Origin of the sequence: Kitasatospora sp. NPDC092039, from assembly GCF_044756065.1 — a bacterium.
In the GTDB taxonomy this organism is placed as follows: Bacteria; Actinomycetota; Actinomycetes; order Streptomycetales; family Streptomycetaceae; genus Kitasatospora.
In genome coordinates this window covers 95,104-110,386 of sequence record NZ_JBIVSD010000007.1, presented here as the reverse complement: position 1 = coordinate 110,386, position 15,283 = coordinate 95,104, and the positions used below count along the sequence as shown (strand labels likewise).

General features: G+C 73.3%; 16 protein-coding genes. 10 read left to right on the top strand and 6 right to left on the bottom strand.

The features are described 5' to 3' along the window. Positions 1 to 294 precede the first annotated feature (294 nt). From ACIQI7_RS16335 to ACIQI7_RS16320, 4 genes are all read left to right on the top strand, one after another. Positions 295 to 687 (top strand): hypothetical protein, encoded by a 393-nt coding sequence (locus ACIQI7_RS16335; protein WP_401109979.1) that lies wholly within the window; start codon positions 295 to 297, stop codon positions 685 to 687. Further along, a complete protein-coding gene (locus tag ACIQI7_RS16330) occupies positions 684 to 1,094 on the top strand; it encodes a hypothetical protein (RefSeq protein ID WP_401109976.1) in 411 nt (136 codons plus the stop codon). Before ACIQI7_RS16335 ends, ACIQI7_RS16330 begins: the two co-directional genes overlap by 4 nt. Before the next feature lie 33 nt (positions 1,095 to 1,127). Beyond that, positions 1,128 to 1,793, top strand: a complete 666-nt coding sequence (locus ACIQI7_RS16325; protein WP_401109973.1) for a hypothetical protein — start codon at positions 1,128 to 1,130, stop codon at positions 1,791 to 1,793. Positions 1,794 to 2,119: 326 nt separating this feature from the next. Next, on the top strand, positions 2,120 to 2,830 hold the full coding sequence (locus tag ACIQI7_RS16320) for a response regulator (RefSeq protein ID WP_401109970.1): 711 nt from the start codon (positions 2,120 to 2,122) through the stop codon (positions 2,828 to 2,830). Between the two features lie 158 nt (positions 2,831 to 2,988). Here the strand turns inward: ACIQI7_RS16320 and ACIQI7_RS16315 are convergent, their stop codons facing one another. Beyond that, positions 2,989 to 4,704 carry an acyl-CoA dehydrogenase family protein gene (locus tag ACIQI7_RS16315; RefSeq protein ID WP_401109967.1) on the bottom strand — a complete coding sequence of 572 codons (1,716 nt, stop codon included), beginning with the start codon at positions 4,702 to 4,704 and terminating at the stop codon, positions 2,989 to 2,991. Positions 4,705 to 4,793: 89 nt separating this feature from the next. Next, positions 4,794 to 5,348, bottom strand: a complete 555-nt coding sequence (locus tag ACIQI7_RS16310) for a PadR family transcriptional regulator (RefSeq protein WP_401109965.1) — start codon at positions 5,346 to 5,348, stop codon at positions 4,794 to 4,796. A 195-nt stretch (positions 5,349 to 5,543) separates the two neighbouring features. Here ACIQI7_RS16310 and ACIQI7_RS16305 point away from each other — a divergent pair, with 195 nt between their 5' ends. After that, positions 5,544 to 6,017, top strand: a complete 474-nt coding sequence (locus ACIQI7_RS16305; protein ID WP_387757642.1) for an SPW repeat protein — start codon at positions 5,544 to 5,546, stop codon at positions 6,015 to 6,017. 160 nt (positions 6,018 to 6,177) lie between these two features. Here the strand turns inward: ACIQI7_RS16305 and ACIQI7_RS16300 are convergent, their stop codons facing one another. Beyond that, on the bottom strand, positions 6,178 to 7,584 hold the full coding sequence (locus tag ACIQI7_RS16300) for a class II fumarate hydratase (RefSeq protein ID WP_401109961.1): 1,407 nt from the start codon (positions 7,582 to 7,584) through the stop codon (positions 6,178 to 6,180). Positions 7,585 to 7,804: 220 nt separating this feature from the next. Beyond that, positions 7,805 to 8,542: a carbon-nitrogen hydrolase family protein gene (locus ACIQI7_RS16295; RefSeq protein WP_401109958.1), complete on the bottom strand. Its 738-nt coding sequence runs from the start codon at positions 8,540 to 8,542 to the stop codon at positions 7,805 to 7,807. A 342-nt stretch (positions 8,543 to 8,884) separates the two neighbouring features. Here ACIQI7_RS16295 and ACIQI7_RS16290 point away from each other — a divergent pair, with 342 nt between their 5' ends. Further along, entirely contained in the window at positions 8,885 to 10,858 is a 1,974-nt protein-coding gene (locus ACIQI7_RS16290) for a cholesterol oxidase substrate-binding domain-containing protein (protein ID WP_401109955.1), read from the top strand. Between the two features lie 48 nt (positions 10,859 to 10,906). Here the strand turns inward: ACIQI7_RS16290 and ACIQI7_RS16285 are convergent, their stop codons facing one another. Next, complete coding sequence (locus tag ACIQI7_RS16285) at positions 10,907 to 11,563, bottom strand: helix-turn-helix domain-containing protein (protein WP_401109953.1); 657 nt, start codon at positions 11,561 to 11,563, stop codon at positions 10,907 to 10,909. Positions 11,564 to 11,713: 150 nt separating this feature from the next. Here ACIQI7_RS16285 and ACIQI7_RS16280 point away from each other — a divergent pair, with 150 nt between their 5' ends. Further along, entirely contained in the window at positions 11,714 to 12,463 is a 750-nt protein-coding gene (locus ACIQI7_RS16280; protein WP_401109950.1) for an AzlC family ABC transporter permease, read from the top strand. Continuing rightward, positions 12,463 to 12,771: an AzlD domain-containing protein gene (locus tag ACIQI7_RS16275; RefSeq protein ID WP_401110491.1), complete on the top strand. Its 309-nt coding sequence runs from the start codon at positions 12,463 to 12,465 to the stop codon at positions 12,769 to 12,771. The genes ACIQI7_RS16280 and ACIQI7_RS16275 overlap by 1 nt, the downstream gene beginning before the upstream one ends. A gap of 101 nt (positions 12,772 to 12,872) precedes the next feature. Here the strand turns inward: ACIQI7_RS16275 and ACIQI7_RS16270 are convergent, their stop codons facing one another. Continuing rightward, positions 12,873 to 13,211, bottom strand: coding sequence for a hypothetical protein (locus tag ACIQI7_RS16270; protein WP_401109948.1), 339 nt, complete (start codon positions 13,209 to 13,211; stop codon positions 12,873 to 12,875). Positions 13,212 to 13,384: 173 nt separating this feature from the next. Between ACIQI7_RS16270 and ACIQI7_RS16265 the strand changes: the two genes are divergently transcribed. Both ACIQI7_RS16265 and ACIQI7_RS16260 read left to right on the top strand, forming a co-directional pair. Next, positions 13,385 to 14,572, top strand: coding sequence for an acyl-CoA dehydrogenase family protein (locus tag ACIQI7_RS16265; RefSeq protein ID WP_401109945.1), 1,188 nt, complete (start codon positions 13,385 to 13,387; stop codon positions 14,570 to 14,572). 76 nt (positions 14,573 to 14,648) lie between these two features. Further along, positions 14,649 to 15,026 (top strand): ADP-ribosylation/crystallin J1, encoded by a 378-nt coding sequence (locus ACIQI7_RS16260; protein WP_401109942.1) that lies wholly within the window; start codon positions 14,649 to 14,651, stop codon positions 15,024 to 15,026. Positions 15,027 to 15,283 lie beyond the last annotated feature (257 nt).

Below are 15,283 nucleotides of genomic sequence, written 5' to 3'. Positions count from 1 at the left end.
GTCGCGGAGGACCGCCGGGCGCGGGCAGGGACGGGGCCGGTCGCGCGGGGTGGGCGCGGGCGGGCCGAGACGCGGGGCGGGAGACCGGGACGCTGGGCGGGAGCCGACCGGGAGCCGACCGGGAGCCGACCGGGAGCCGACCGGGAGCCGACCGGGAGCCGACCGGGATCGGGGCGGGAACGGATCGGGATCCGGACGGGACGACACCCCCGTGTGACCGGGACAACGGGCGGCGCACGGTTGACCGCAGAGGCGGACCGCAGAGCCCGCCCGCGACCGGAAGGAGCGCCCGTCATGTCGGGCACCGTCATCACCGACCTGCGCCGCCGAGGCGCCGTCGACCCCGGCCGCCTGCTCGCCGGACCGCTGCGCGGTGTCGGCCTGCAACGACTCGACCCGGGCCGGAGCACCGAAGTGGCCGCCGACGGCGTCGAGCACGCGCTCTACGTCACGGCCGGCTCCGGGCTCGCCGAACCGCCCGAGGACGCCGTGCACCCGGACCATCCGGAGCGCGCCGACGCCGGCCTGCCGCTGGTCGAGGGCACCGCGGTCGTGCTGCCGCTCGGCTCGCGGACCGTCCTGACCGCCGGGACGGCCGGGCTGGAGTACTTCCACGCCCTGCTGGCCGTCCCCGCCTCCTTCGCATACCCGCCCGAAGCCTCTCCCGAAGAAGGTGACCCCAGGTGATCGTCACCACCGACACCGGCGCGGCCATGGTCGTCATCGGTCCGAACGGCGAACGCGTACGGATCCGCTCCCTCGCCCGGAGCCCGATGCTCGCCAGCGCCTGCGAGGCCTTCGACCACCTGCGGCTGAGCCCGGGCGCCCACCACGTGCTGCCTGGCCGGCCCGACGCCGAGACCGTGCTGCACGTGCTGCGCGGTGCCGCCGTCGTCGGTCAACTGTCGAACGAACCGGACCACTTGGCCTCCGAAGGCGACCTGCTGCTGGCCCGCCGCGGCCGCACCCTGCACCTCGAAGCCGGGCCGCTCGGCGCGGAACTGCTCTGCCTGACCCTCGCCGTACCGCGGCACCGCGCCGGCACCCGGGCCGCCCTGGCCCGACGCCGCGCCGTCCGACGCGACCGGCCCTGACCGGTCCCGCCAGTCCTCGCCAGAGGAGTCCTCTTGATACTCGTCCCCGCCGCGGTCCCCCGCACCGCCCCCGCGTTCCAGCGGCTGATCGACCCGGAGCAGCGGCCGGCCATCCGCGCCGGACTGACCGTCGAGGCGCTGCCGCCGGGCGTCCAGGTCGAACAACTCCCCTACGAGTCCGTCGAGTCGGTGACCGTGGTGCTCTCCGGCCGGCTGTTCGCGGCCGGTCGGATCCTCTCCCCGGGCGAGGCGCTGCACCACCGGCCCGGCACCTCCTGCCGGATCTCCGCCGTCCGCGGCGCGCCGACCACCGTGCTCACCGTCCGGCCCGCCCCGCTCCGGGCCGCCGTCCCGATCCAGCGGTCGAGCTCCGCGCCCGCCGCGAGCTGGCGGCAGGTGGAGGTGGGCGCCGTGCGGCTCGACCAGGACGGCATCTGCGGGCCGTACACGGACCGGGCCGCCGACGCCTTCCTGGTGGTCCTCTCCGGGGCCGCCGCCTTCCTCGGCGAGCTCGGTGAAGTACCGCTGCTCGCAGGAGACCTGGTCTACGTCCGGGCGGGGGAGCGGTATGGCCTCCGGGCCGGCCGGCGCGGACCGGTCGCCGCGGTGCTGGGTCGCGTCGGCGCTCCCGGCGCGGTTCTGGGGCCGGAGTGGGGCAGCAGGCCCATGCGCTCGGGGCAGGCCGGTCCGCAGAGTTGAGGCCGGAGCGATCGGCCTCGATCGGTCCCTAGAAGAAGAGAGCCGGACGCTCGGCCCGCGACAACCCATCCATGACAACCGACAGATGACAGATTTCAAAATCTGTCATCTGTCGGTTGTCGTCTGTTCTCTGTGACCTGGGCCTGTTGGCCACCTCCATCCCCACCCCCACCCCCACCCCCACCTCCGCCGGCGGCTCGGGCGGTCGCAGCCGCGCCGGGCCCCGCGCGTTCGGGCCCGTCCCGGTCCGCTCCGGCCCGACACGCTGAGGACTCCGCGAGCCTGTCACGGAAAGTCACGGGATAGCCGCTGATAGTGTCGGCCGGGTGGATGAAGAACAACCGGTGGCGCCCGCGTACCCGGGCGGCAGCCCGTCCGTCCGTGTGCTGATCGTCGACGACCACCCGCTCTTCCGGGAGGGGCTCAAGGCGGCGCTGGAGAGCGCCGAGGGCGTCCTGGTGGTCGCCGAGGCCGAGCGGGTCGCCGACGTCCCGGAGGCGGTCGCCCGGCACCGCCCGACCGTGGTGATCATGGACCTCTCACTGCCCGACGGCTCCGGGCTGGAGGCCGTCCGGCAGCTCGCCACCCAGGAGGCGCCGCCGCCGGTACTGATGCTGACCATGTCGGACGACGACGGCAACCTGCTGGCCGCCCTCCAGGCGGGCGCGCGCGGCTACCTGGTCAAGGGGGCCGGGCGGGAGGAGGTGCTGCACGCGGTGCGGACGGTCGCGGCGGGCGGCGCGGTGTTCGGCGGCGAGGTGGCCGGACGGATCACCGCCCTGCTGGCCGGCGCGAAGATGCGCGAGGCGGGACAGCTCTTCCCCGAACTCACCACCCGCGAGGCCGAGGTGCTGGACCTGGTCGCGCGCGGGCTGGACAACCGGCGGATCGCCCGGGAGCTGGTGGTCGCGGAGAAGACCGTCCGCAACCACATCACCCACATCTTCGAGAAGCTGCACGTCGCCACCCGTGCCGAGGCGGTCGCCCGGGCCCGCGACATGGGTCTCGGCGACGATCGGGCCAATCCGGAGCGCTGAACGTCCTCACCGGACCGGCGCGTTGAACGAGCGGGCCGATCCGGAGCGACGAACGGCCGGTCCATCCGTGGTCGTTGAACGACCGGGTCGACCCGGAGAAAGCGAACCGGGGGTGCCGGCCCGCCGACCGGCACCCCCGGGGTCTTGCCGTCCGGGCCTTACGGCCGCATCTCGTACGCGCCGGAGAGCGCCTCGACCTGCGCCCAGACCCGGGCGTCCCGCGCCGCGTCGGCGACCGGGCGCCGGACGTTCGCCAGCGCCCAGGCGGCCTGCTCCTCGGTGGCCGAGGCCTTGCCGTGCAGCTCGGTGGCGTGCGCCGAGAAGTCGCGGACCAGCGCGTCGAAGATCCGGTCCAGCACGTCGCCGCCGTGCTCGGAGGCGGTCAGGCCGGTCAACTCGGCCTGCTCCAGCACCAGCTGGCCGTAGACGATCAGCGCGAACAGCTGTCCGATCTCCAGCAGGAAGTCCAGGTCCGCCTGCTGCTCCTTGCTCGGCGCGTTCTGGAGCAGCAACGCGCAGAAGCCGTCGGCCTGTTCGCGGAAGCGGGCGACGTTGGGCAGCCCGGCGTGGCGGTCGTAGGCGGTGCGCCAGTCGTGGAAGCGGATCGCGCCGAGGCCGCGGGCCGGGCCCTGCTGGAACAGGAAGGCGTCGTCGGTGGCGTCGAGGCGGGTCGGCACCGGCGCGTAGTCGGCCGGGGCGAACAGGTAGTTGCCCATGAACTTGAGGATCAGCGCCAGGTTGACGTGGACGGTGCCCTCCAGCTTCGGCAGGCCGCGGATGTCCTTCGCGGCCTTGTCGAAGTAGGTGTCCGCCTCGAAGCCCTTGGCCGCGATGACGTCCCACATCAGGTCGATGACCTTCTCGCCCTCGGTGGTGACCTTCATCTTGGTCATCGGGTTGAACAGCAGGTAGCGGCGGTCCTCGGGGGAGGCGGTGCGGAAGTAGTCCACGGCCCGCGCGCTGAACAGCTTCATCGCCGCCAGGCGGACGTAGGCGTCGGTCAACTCCCGCTTGACGTGCGGGAAGTCGGTGACCCGCTTGCCGTACAGCATCCGGTTGTGGGCGTGCGTGACGGCCTCGTACATCGCGTGCTCGCAGATGCCGATCGAGGCGGTGCACAGGTTGAACTTGCCGACGTTGACGGTGTTGAGCGCGGCGTCGAAGGCGGCCTGACCGGTGTGCAGCACGTCCTCGGCACGCACCGGGTAGTCCTCCAGGCGGAACTCGCTGACGTACATCTGCGCGTTCACCACGTTCTTGACCAGGTGGTACGCGTCGTGACGGCTGTCGGCGGCGAAGAAGACGTAGCCCTCCGGGCCTTCGACGTCCGAGCGGCGGCCGAACACCGAGACCAGGCCGGCCACGTTGCCGTTGCCGATGTAGTACTTGGAGCCGGTCGCGGTGAAGCCGCCCTCGCCGTCCGGGGTGAGGATCATGTCGGTGGAGTAGATGTCGGCGCCGTGGGTGCGCTCGGAGAGGCCGAAGGCCATCACGTGGCCTTCGGCGAGGAGCTTGGCGGCGCGGGCGCGGACGGCCTCGTTGCCGCTCTGCCAGACCGGGCCGAGGCCCAGGATGGTGACCTGCCAGGTGTACCAGTAGCCGAGGCCGTAGAAGCCGAGGATCTCGTTCAGCTCGGCGATCCGCGCGGTGTCCCAGCGCTTGTCGGGGTCGGCCGCGGCGGGGGTCAGGAACTCCGCGAACAGGCCCTCCTTCGCGGCGAACTCCAGGAAGTCGGCGTACCAGCTGCGGTCGATGTAGGTGTCGATCAGCGCCTTCTTGCCGCGGGACTCGAACCAGTCCACCGTCGCGCGCAGCAGCCGGCGGGTCGGCTCGTCGAACTGTGCGGGGTCGTAGCTACGCGGGTTGAAGAGCATCGAGGGGCTCCCGGGGTCGAGGGTACGGAGAGGGCGGTGCGGCGGCGGGAACGGCCTGGACGGCCGGGCGGCCGTCCAGGGCGCGGCCGTCAGGAGGGCCGGTCGGCGGCGAGCCGGCGGAGGGTGGCGAGCACGTCGTCGAGCCAGGCGAGCGTCATCCGCTCGTACTCGATGCCGCCGCGCAGCACCACGTGCTGCAGCTGCTGCCGGGCGTCGAGCGCGGTGGCGTCCGGGAAGTCCCGCTGCTCGCCGTGCAGGTAGCGGGCGAGCAGGGCGGCATGGCTCTCGCGGTGCCGCTCGACCTCGGAGACCAGGGCGGCCGGGTCGTCGAAGGCGGCGGCCCGGATCTTGACCGCGAGCTCGTGCCGGACGGTCTCCGGCTCGACCGGTTCGCGCAGCCAGCCGGCCAGCGCGGTCCGTCCGGCCTCGGCCGCCGAGTACACCTTCTTGTCCGGGCGCCCGTCCTGGGGGACCTCCTGTGCGGCCACCCAGCCGTCCGCCTCCATCCGCCGCAGCACCCGGTAGATCTGCTGGTGGGTGGCGGTCCAGAAGCGTCCGATCGAGCGGTCGAACCGCCGGGCGAGCTCGTAGCCGGAGCCGGGCTGCTCCAGCAGTGAGACGAGGATCGCGTGCTCCAGTGCCATGGCTCGCATCCTGCTATGCAACGAGTTGCATAGGCAATGGCGGCCCGGGCGGTTGAGACACAGGTCACCGGCGTGATCGGATGGTTATCGGTCATTCCCGGTCAACAGGTGCAAAACGTTAGATAGGCGCCAGAATGGGTACGGGGCAAGCGCCTTACCGGTTCCGACCGGTTCCGACCACAGGAGGTGGTATCGGTGGCAACCCATATCCCGACGACGGGCATGGAGCACCATCCGGACATCGTCGAACTGCGCGAACGTTACGAGCGGGTCACGTCGACCCCCCGCGCCCAGGGCATCGAAGCCCTGGCGGTCCTGGCCGGCCTCTTCCTGGCGGCATCGCCATGGATCGTCGGCTTCACCGCGTTCAGCACCCTGACCGTGACCTGCCTGATCGTGGGTCTGGCCTACACGGCCCTGATGGCCGGCTACGGATCGGCCTACGAACGCACCCACGCGCGGGCCTGGGCGGCCGCCGCGCTCGGTGTCTGGACGATCATCTCCCCATGGGCCGTCTCCGGGTCCGTCGCGGTCGGCAAGAACATCGTGACCTGCGTCATCGCGGGTGCCGTCATGTTCCTGCTCGGCCTCGCGGCGATCTCGATGGCGACCATGACGTCGAACGGAGCGTCGATGCGGCGCGGCCGGGCCGGCCGCGCCAAGGGCTGATCTTCCCCGCAGCCCGTGCCGGGGCGCGGAGGGCCTGACGCCCGCCGCGCCCCGGCGCACGCCCCGGCAGGGGCGCCACCCGCGCGCCGGGCGCCGTCCTCCGCCGAGGAGCGCCGTCATCCGCAGGGGCGCCCCGGCCGTTCAGGGGCGCGTCAGCGGCTCACGGGTGCGTCATCCGCAGCACGTCCAGGGCCTCGTCCAACTGCTCCTCGGTGAGCAGCCCCTGCTCCAGGTAGCCGCGCTCCAGCACCACCTGACGGATCGTCTTGCGCTCGGCCAGCGCCTGCTTGGCGACCTTCGCGGCCTCCTCGTACCCGATGTGGCGGTTCAGCGGGGTCACCACCGAGGGCGAGGACTCCGCGTACTCCCGCGCCCGTTCGACGTTGGCGGTGATGCCGTCGACCGTCCGGTCGGCCAGCAGCCGGGCGCTGCTGGCGAGCAGCCGCACCGACTCCAGCACGTTGCGGGCGATCACCGGGAGCATCACGTTCAGCTCGAAGTTGCCGCTCGCGCCCGCCAGCGTCACCGTCGCGTCGTTGCCCACCACCTGGGCGGCCACCATCAGCACCACCTCGGGCAGCACCGGGTTCACCTTGCCCGGCATGATCGACGAACCGGGCTGGAGATCCGGCAGGTTGATCTCTCCGAGCCCGGTGCGCGGACCGGACCCCATCCACCGCAGGTCGTTCGCGATCTTCGTGAACCCGACCGCGACCGTGCGCAGTTGACCGCTCAGCTCGACCAGGGCGTCCCGCGCGCCCTGGGCCTCGAAGTGGTTCCTGGCCTCGGTCAGCGGCAGGTCGGTGGCGCGGGCGACCTCGGCGATGACGGCCGCCGGAAACCCGGGCGGGGTGTTGATGCCGGTGCCCACCGCCGTGCCGCCGAGCGGGAGTTCGGCCACCCGCGGGAGGGTGGCCAGCAGCCGCTCCCGCCCGTGCCGCACCTGCGCCGCGTAGCCGCCGAACTCCTGGCCGAGCGTGACGGGCGTGGCGTCCATCAGGTGCGTGCGGCCCGACTTGACGACCCGGGCGAACTCGGCGGCCTTGCGCTCCAGCGCCTCCGCGAGGTGCTCCAGCGCCGGGACCAGGTCGTGGGTGACGGCGGCCGTGGCGGCGATGTGGATCGAGGACGGGAAGACGTCGTTGGACGACTGACTGGCGTTGACGTGGTCGTTCGGGTGGACGGGCCGGCCCAGCCGCTCCCCGGCCAGGGTGGCGATCACCTCGTTGGTGTTCATGTTGGACGAGGTGCCCGAACCGGTCTGGAACACGTCCACCGGGAACTGGTCGTCCCAGCGCCCCTCCGCGACCTCCTCGGCCGCCGCCGCGATCGCCTCCGCCGTCTCCTCCTCCAGCACCCCGAGCCGGGCGTTCACCCGGGCCGCGGCGGCCTTGATCCGGGCCAGCGCGGCGATGTGCGCCCGCTCCAGCCGCTGGCCGGACACCGGGAAGTTCTCCACCGCCCGCTGCGTCTGCGCCTGCCACTTCGCGTCGGCCGGCACCCGGACCTCGCCCATCGAGTCGTGCTCGATCCGGTACTCCTGCGGCTGTTCCTGCTGGCCACCCATCGCGCGCTGCACCTCCTGTACGGGCCGGACCGGCCCGGAACGGATCTCCGATCACCACAGCCGCGGAGGGGGCCCGGGTATTTCCGGTCGGGGTGATCCGGTTTCCGGCCGGGACGGCCCGGCCTCCGGCCCGGGTGAACCGGGTTCAGGCCGGGTGCCTACCGGCCGGATGCCTTCCGGCCGGGCGCCTACCCGGTCTGGCAGCCACCGCCCCGGGTGCCTACCGCCCGGGAAGCTCGACGCGGACCAGTTCGCCCGGCGCGGTGCCGGCCTGGACCACGAGGTCGCCGCCCGGGGCCCAGACACCGGAACCGCCCGAGCTGTCCGGGTACTCGCCGGTGGCGCCGGCGGAGGTCGAGAGCACGCACCACACCCCGTGGGCGGCGGCCCGGTCTCGGAAGTGGCCGTCCCGACGTTCGGCCTGGGCGGCACCGGGCCCGTAGAGGGTGGAGGCGACGTAGGCGTCGATGCCGAGCGCGGCGGTCTCCGCGGCGTGCGCCGGGTCGGCGGCGTCCGCGCAGACGGCCAGGCCGAGCCGCAGGCCGTCCAGCTCCAGGACGGCGGGCTTCTCGCCGGGGGCGAAGCGCTCGACCTCGGCGCCGTGCAGGCGCATCTTCCGGTAGACGACCTGGGCGCCGTCCCCGGTGACCGCCAGCGTGGCGATGGACTCGCGACCGTCGGTCTCGGCGACCGGCGCCCCGACCAGGGCGACGGCACCGGCCTCGGCGCAGGCGGCCACCAGGGGGGCGAGGCGGGCGTCCGCCGGGTCGACGGCCGGTGCGGCCAGGTCGTAGCCGGTCAGCGACAGCTCGGGGAACACCACCAGCCGGGTGCCCGCCTCCCGGACCGCCGCGGCGTGCAGGGCGACGTTCTCGGACACGGTGTCCGGACGGTGGGCGGCCGCGCAGCGGGGCTGGGCGGCGGTGACGGTCAGCGACGCGGTCGCGGTCGAGGACACGGCGGAGCCTCCGGCGGTGGGGTGGCGTGAGGTGGGGTGTCGATGATCAACCTATGCGCCCGCCGAGGACGTGGGCAACAGCCTTCGGGCGGGGTACGGGGCAGACGGGCGGGGCTCCTGGCGCCGATCGGGTCGATCTCACTCGAAGGAGTGAGATCCCCGGCGGGCGCTTCAAACTGCCGTGCGCCCCTTCGTACGCTCCAGACCGGGCCGGGCGGACTCCGGCCGGACCCGGATCGCCGCAGCCCGGCCCGGGGGGAACCAGCGCGAGGGGCGGACGGACGGATGACCGCAGGACACGGTCCGATGGGCGGAACGGGTGACGGGGCCGCCACGGAGGGGATGGTCCCGACGAGCGCCCCGGTGGACGCCCCCGCGAACACTCCCCCGACGGCTCCGGCGGACGATCGCCAGGGTGCGGGGCGGGGCGCCGGCGGCGGTCTCACCCGCCGGCGGCTGCTGGGCGCGTCGGCGGCACTCGGCGGTGCGGCCTGGCTGCTGCGCGGCACCATCGGCCCGGACAGCGCCGAGGCCGCCACGCCCGTACCGCCCGGGCTGCCCGCCGGCACCGAGCTCTACCAGCGGGTCTTCCAGAACTGGTCCGGCGAGATCCGTACCGACCAGCTGTGGACCTGCGCGCCCCGCACCCCCGAGGAGGTCCCGGCCCTCGCCGACTGGGCGCACGCCAAGGGCTGGCGGCTGCGCGCCTCCGGCTACCGGCACACCTGGGCGCCGCTCACCGTGGCCGCCGGCACCCCGGAGAGCGCCCGGGTCCTGCTGGTGGACACCAGCCGGCACCTCACCGCGATCAGCGCCGACTCGCCCGACACCGTCCGGGTGCAGACCGGCGCCACCATGGAGGCCCTGCTCGCCCACCTGGCCGACCGCGGCCTCGGCCTGACCGCCTGCCCGGCGCCCGGTGAGATCACCGTCGGCGGCGTGCTCGCCATCGGCGGCCACGGCACCGCGCTGCCGGCCGCCGGGGAGGTGCGGCCGGAGGGCCACGGCTACGGCTCGGTCAGCAACCAGGTCGTCCGGCTCACCGCCGTCGTCCTCGACCCGGCCGCCGGCCGCTACACGCTGCGCACCTTCGAGCGCTCCGAGGCCGACAGCGCCGCCTTCCTGGTGCACCTGGGCCGCGCCTTCCTCACCGAGGTGGTGCTGCGGGCCGGCGCCGACCGGCCGCTGCGCTGCGTCAGCCGGCTCGACATCCCGGCGGGCGAACTCTTCGCCCGCCCGGGCCCCGGCGCGGGGACGGGCGGGGACGGCGAGCTCGGCGGGGTGCTGGGCGGGGTGCTCGGGGGAGTACTGGGCGGCGTCCTCGGCGGTGCCGGGGGAGGCCCGCGCACCTTCGCCGACTTCGTGGAACGCGACGGCCGGGTCGAGGCGATCTGGTTCGCCTACACCGAGTACCCCTGGCTCAAGACCTGGAGCGTCACCCCGGACAAACCGCTCGCCTCGCTGTCCGTCGACCACCCCTACAACTACCCCTTCTCGGACAACCTGCCGGAACCGGTCGCGCGGCTCGCCGGTGAGATCGTCACCGGCGCCTGGGCGTCGGCCCCACTGTTCGGCCAACTCCAGTACCTGGTCGCGAAGGTGGGACTGACCGGCGACATCACGGAGGTCCTGCTCTCCGGCGCCCTGCTGCGCCGGCTGCTCAGCGGCGAGGTGCTCACCCACCTGCTCGCCGGCGGCCTGCGGTCCGATCTCTGGGGCCCCTCGCGCACCCTGCTCCAGTACGTCCGGCCGACCACCCTGCGGGTCACCGCCAATGGCTACGCGATCCTCACCAGGCGTGCCGACCTCCAGTGGGTGGTCAGCGAATTCGCGGCCTACTACCGGGAGTCGCTCGCCACCTACCAGGCCAGGGGGGAATTCCCGGTGAACGGCGCGGTGGAGATCCGGGCCACCGGGCTGGACGACCCGGCCTCCTCCGGCGTCCCCGGCGCCCGGCCGCCGCTGCTGTCCGCACTGCGCCCGCGCGACGACCGCCCCGAGTGGGACACGGCGGTCTGGCTGGACGTCCTCGCCTTCCCCGGAACCCCCGGACTGGAACGCTTCGCCCGGGAGTTGGAGCAGTGGCTGCTGCGCACCTTCGACGGCACCCGGGCCGGCCTGCGGGTCGAGTGGTCCAAGGGCTGGGCGTACACCGATGACGCCGCCTGGTCCGACCCCGACCTCCTCGGGCGGGTCATCCCAGACAGCCTGCGGGCCGGCGGCGGGCCCGGCTGGGACGAGGCGGTCGCCGTCCTGGACCGCCACGACCCGTACCGGGTGTTCGGAAACCCCTTCCTGGACGGGCTGTTGAAGTAGCCGGAGCGCGGCACAGCCCGGTGCCTGACGATGCGTCGGGCGAGTGCGTCAGATGTGTTCCATGACGATCACCGCGAGGGTGGCCGGCGCCAGGGCGCGGAACACGTGCGGAGTGTCGCCCGGGTAGCTGACGTAGTCGCCCGGGCCCAGCTCGACCGGCGCCTCGGTCGGCCCGACCAGCGCCCGCCCGGCGCCGATCATCACGTGCTCGACGGTGCCGGGCATGTGGGGATCGGAGGCCCTGGTCTCGCCCGGCTGCGCCTCGATCCGGTAGATGTCGCGCCGGGCGTTGGGCGGGCAGGAGGAGAGCACGGTGGCGGCGTAGTCGGCGCGCTCGGAGTGGGTCACCGGGCCCTCGCCGGCCCGGATCACCTTGACCGCCGGGCGCGGCGGGTCGACGAACCGGCTGAACGGCACGTTCAGCGCGACCCCGAGCGCCCAGAGCGTCTCCACGCTGGGGTTGCCCGCGCCCGACTCCAGCTGGGACAGCGTGGACTTGGCGATGCCCGCGCGCCGGGCCAGTTCGGCCATCGACAGCCCGCTGCGCTCGCGCTCGCGCCGGATCGAGGCGGCGATCTGGCCGATCAGCTCGGCGCCGCCGCCGGTGCCGGTGCTGGTGCCGCCGTTGTCGCCGCTGCCGTGATCGCTGGCGTCGGAGCCGCCTGGGCCCGTTTCCGGGGTGGTCAGGTCACTCATGCTTGCCACTCACGTTTCCTCCTGGCCCCTTCGTCCGGCTCCGCTGCGGCTGATGCCGCCGTTCATGCTGCCATGGCCGGCTCCATCGACTTTCGTTCGATCTGTCGGTCCACCTGTTCGCCTTGACGAACGCCTCCTGGTCGGTTCAGTCTAATGAACATGCGTTCGCTACTTCGAACACTGGAGCGTGCCACCTTCCGGGACATCGCTCTGGTCTGCCTGGCCGACGCCCTCGTCGGCGTCTCCTTCGGCGCGATCAGCGTCTCCGGCGGTCTGCCCCTCTGGGTGCCGATCGCCCTCTCCGTCCTGGTGTTCGCCGGCGGCTCCCAGTTCGCGGCGGTCGGCGTGGTGCTCTCCGGCGGTGGCGCCCTTGCCGCGGTCGCCACCGGACTGGTGCTCAACGCCCGGCTGCTCCCCTTCGGCTTCACGGTGGCCGACGTCCTCGACGGCCCCTGGTGGCGGCGGCTGGTGGGGGCACAGTTGATCACGGACGAGACCGCCGCCTTCGTCCTGCAGCAGAGCGAGCCGCGCCGGCGCCGGGCCGTGTACTGGCTCTGCGGGATCGCGCTGTTCGTGGTCTGGAACATCTCGGTGCTGCTCGGCGCGCTCGCGGGCGGGCTGATCGGCGACACCGATGCGCTTGGCCTGGACGCGGCCTTCCCCGCAGTGCTGCTCGCGCTCCTCCTGCCCACGCTCTCGGACCGCCGGACCCGTACCGCGGCGATGGTGGGCGCGGTGGTCGCGGTCGCGGCCACGCCGTTCGTCCCGGCCGGACTGCCGGTGCTGTTCGCCCTGGTCGGGCTGCTGTTCGCGGGGCGGCCGGCGGCGGGGGAGACGGGCGGCCGGAAGGCGGCGGACGGGCGGAACACGGCGGGCGCGGAGAGCCCGGAGAGGGAGGCCGTCCGATGATGCCGCTGTACGCGGTGCTGTTGCTCGCGGCCGGAACGTACGCCTACCGTCTGGCCGGGCCGTTGCTCGCGGGCCGGCTGGCCCTCTCGGAGCGGCTGCGGCACCTGCTGGCCGTCGCGGCGGCGGTCCTGCTGATGGCCCTGATCGCGACCGGTGCGCTGACCCAGGGACACGGCTTCGCCGGCTGGGCCCGGCCGATGGGCGTACTGGTCGCGGGGGTGCTCGCGCTGCGCCGGGCGCCGTTCCCGGCGGTGGTCGTCGCGGGCGCGGCGACGACGGCGCTGCTGCGGCTCTGCGGGGTGGTGTGACAGCTGACAGAATTTGAAATCTGTCAGCTGTGATCTGTTGTCTCTCGTCTCTCGTCTCTCGTGTGTCGTCTGTCGGCCGTCGCTTGTCCGCCGGTCTGCCGTCAGCGGTCCTCGCCCGGCCCCGCCCCCGGCTCTCCGGACAGCCGCTCCGCCTGTACTTCCGGCCGCTTGCTGTCCCACAGCAGCTCCCACACCTTGAACACGCACTGGTAGTCGCGCATGCTCCCCTGCGAGATCAGCAGGTAGGCGTCCCCGTCGCGGAGCAGCGTCCGCCGTCGGCTGTTGAAGGGGTGCTCCGGAGTGCAGGAGGGAACGAGCCGCTTGAGCTCCTCGACGGCCTCCTCGCGGGTTCCCTCGACCTCGGCGAGCACCTTGCTCCCCCAGATCCGATCCTGGCCCATGCCCACCGTCTCCTGGACGACCAGTGCCCAGCGCGCCATCTCCTGCCCCCGTTCCTTCCGTTGCGTGCGTTCGGCCCGCTTCCGCGCCGCGTGTTCTCGTCGGCCGCACGCGATGCCGGACGTGTCGCCATCCTCACTCGTTCGCGCCCGCCCACCGCTCGGCCGGGTGCGGAATACTCGCCGGTATTCCGCCGAGAGTACAAGGAGCTTCAATGACGAAGCCGAACCGGATCGACCCGTCCGACCTGCTCGCCGTCGGCGACCTGCTCTCCGACGAGGAGCGGCTGGTCCGCGACACCGTGCGCCGGTTCACCGAGGAGCGCATCCGCCCGCACATCGGCGAGTGGTTCGAGCGCGGGGTCTTCCCGGCCCGCGAACTCGCCCCCGAACTCGGCGCCCTGGGCGTGCTCGGGATGCACCTCGACGGCTACGGCTGCGCGGGCGCCGACGCGGTGGCGTACGGGGTGGCCTGCATGGAGCTGGAGGCGGCCGACTCCGGGCTGCGCAGCTTCGTCTCCGTCCAGGGCTCGCTGGCGATGCGCTCGATCCACGCCTTCGGCTCCGAGGAGCAGAAGCGGCGCTGGCTGCCCGGAATGGCCGCCGGCGAGCTGATCGGCTGCTTCGGCCTCACCGAGCCGGACTTCGGGTCGGACCCGGCCAACATGCGCACCCGGGCGGTGCGGAAGGGCGGCGAGGGCGGCGACTGGGTGCTGTCCGGCAGCAAGATGTGGATCACCAACGGCAGCATCGCGGACGTCGCCGTGGTCTGGGCGCAGACCGAGGAGGGCGTGCGCGGCTTCCTGGTCGAGCGCGGCACCCGCGGGCTGACCGCCACCGACGTGCACGGCAAGCTCTCGCTGCGCGCCTCGGTCACCAGTGAGCTGGCCTTCGACGAGGTGGTGCTGCCCGCCGATGCCGTGCTGCCCGGGGTGGTCGGCCTGCGCGGACCGCTCTCCTCCCTCAACGAGGCGCGCTACGGCATCCTCTGGGGCACCGTCGGCGCCGCCCGCGACTGCTACACCTCCGCCCTGGAGTACGCCAAGAGCCGGATCCAGTTCGACCGCCCGATCGCGGGCTTCCAGCTGACCCAGCAGAAGCTGGTCGAGATGATGCTGGAGGTCGAGAAGGCGTACCTGGTCGCCCTGCGGATCGGTCGGCTCAAGGAGCAGGGCGCGGCCCGCCCGCCGCACGTCAGCTTCGGCAAGCTCAACAACGTCCGCACCGCGCTGGAGATCGCCCGCAGCGCCCGGACCGTCCTCGGGGCCAACGGCATCACCACCGAGTACCCGGTGCTGCGGCACGCCAACAACCTGGAGTCGGTGCTCACCTACGAGGGCACCAGTGAGATCCACACCCTGGTCCTCGGTGAGGCCATCACCGGCGAGTCCGCCTACCGCTGACGGGCGGCCGTCCACCCCGATCCGGCCCGGGAAATCCGGTGGCCGGGCCCGCCGCGGCCCGGCTACCGTCCCTGCCATGACCAGCCGTTCCGTCCCGACGCCGCCCCCGACCACCACCCTCTGGCGCCCCACCGGCCCCGAGGAGCTGGCCCTGGTCGAGGCCGCCGACTGGCGCGCCTGGCCGCCCCGACTGCCCGAGCAGCCGATCTTCTACCCCGTCCTCAACGAGGACTACGCGATCCGGATCGCCCGGGACTGGAACGTGCCCGCCTCCGGCGTCGGCTACGTCACCCGCTTCGAGGTCGACGCCGCGTTCCTCGCCCGCTACCCCGTTCAGCGGGCGGGTGGCCGGACGATCCTCGAACTCTGGGTGCCTGCCGAGGAGTTGGCCGAGTTCAACCGGCACATCGTCGGCCGCATCGAGGTCGTCCACGAGTTCCGGCCACAGCGCTGAGCGATCTGTGCCCTGAGAGCGATCCGTGCCCCGAGCGATCCCTGTCCTGAGCGGCCCCACAGCCCTGAGGGGCTCACCGCCCTGAGCGGCCCGTAGCAGTGATGGTCGGTGCGTTCCGGACGGGGGCGGCCGGGGCCCCTCCTGACGGCTCCCCGGCGCCCTTCCGACACCTCGTGGACACGCGGAGTTCGGTGCCGGGACGCCGACCGGTACGGCGGCCGGTGAAGAGTGGCGCGGTCGGCGGCGCCCTCGGCGGA

Bases quoted from the DNA above. Each gene is read 5' to 3' on its own strand.
- ACIQI7_RS16270 (WP_401109948.1), bottom strand. From the start codon at position 13,211: ATGGCGCGCTGGGCACTGGTCGTCCAGGAGACGGTGGGCATGGGCCAG.
- ACIQI7_RS16300 (WP_401109961.1), bottom strand. From the start codon at position 7,584: ATGGGTGGCCAGCAGGAACAGCCGCAGGAGTACCGGATCGAGCACGAC.
- ACIQI7_RS16260 (WP_401109942.1), top strand. From the start codon at position 14,649: ATGACCAGCCGTTCCGTCCCGACGCCGCCCCCGACCACCACCCTCTGG.
- ACIQI7_RS16290 (WP_401109955.1), top strand. From the start codon at position 8,885: ATGGTCCCGACGAGCGCCCCGGTGGACGCCCCCGCGAACACTCCCCCG.
- ACIQI7_RS16335 (WP_401109979.1), top strand. From the start codon at position 295: ATGTCGGGCACCGTCATCACCGACCTGCGCCGCCGAGGCGCCGTCGAC.
- ACIQI7_RS16310 (WP_401109965.1), bottom strand. From the start codon at position 5,348: ATGGCACTGGAGCACGCGATCCTCGTCTCACTGCTGGAGCAGCCCGGC.
- ACIQI7_RS16315 (WP_401109967.1), bottom strand. From the start codon at position 4,704: ATGCTCTTCAACCCGCGTAGCTACGACCCCGCACAGTTCGACGAGCCG.
- ACIQI7_RS16265 (WP_401109945.1), top strand. From the start codon at position 13,385: ATGACGAAGCCGAACCGGATCGACCCGTCCGACCTGCTCGCCGTCGGC.
- ACIQI7_RS16280 (WP_401109950.1), top strand. From the start codon at position 11,714: ATGCGTTCGCTACTTCGAACACTGGAGCGTGCCACCTTCCGGGACATC.
- ACIQI7_RS16275 (WP_401110491.1), top strand. From the start codon at position 12,463: ATGCCGCTGTACGCGGTGCTGTTGCTCGCGGCCGGAACGTACGCCTAC.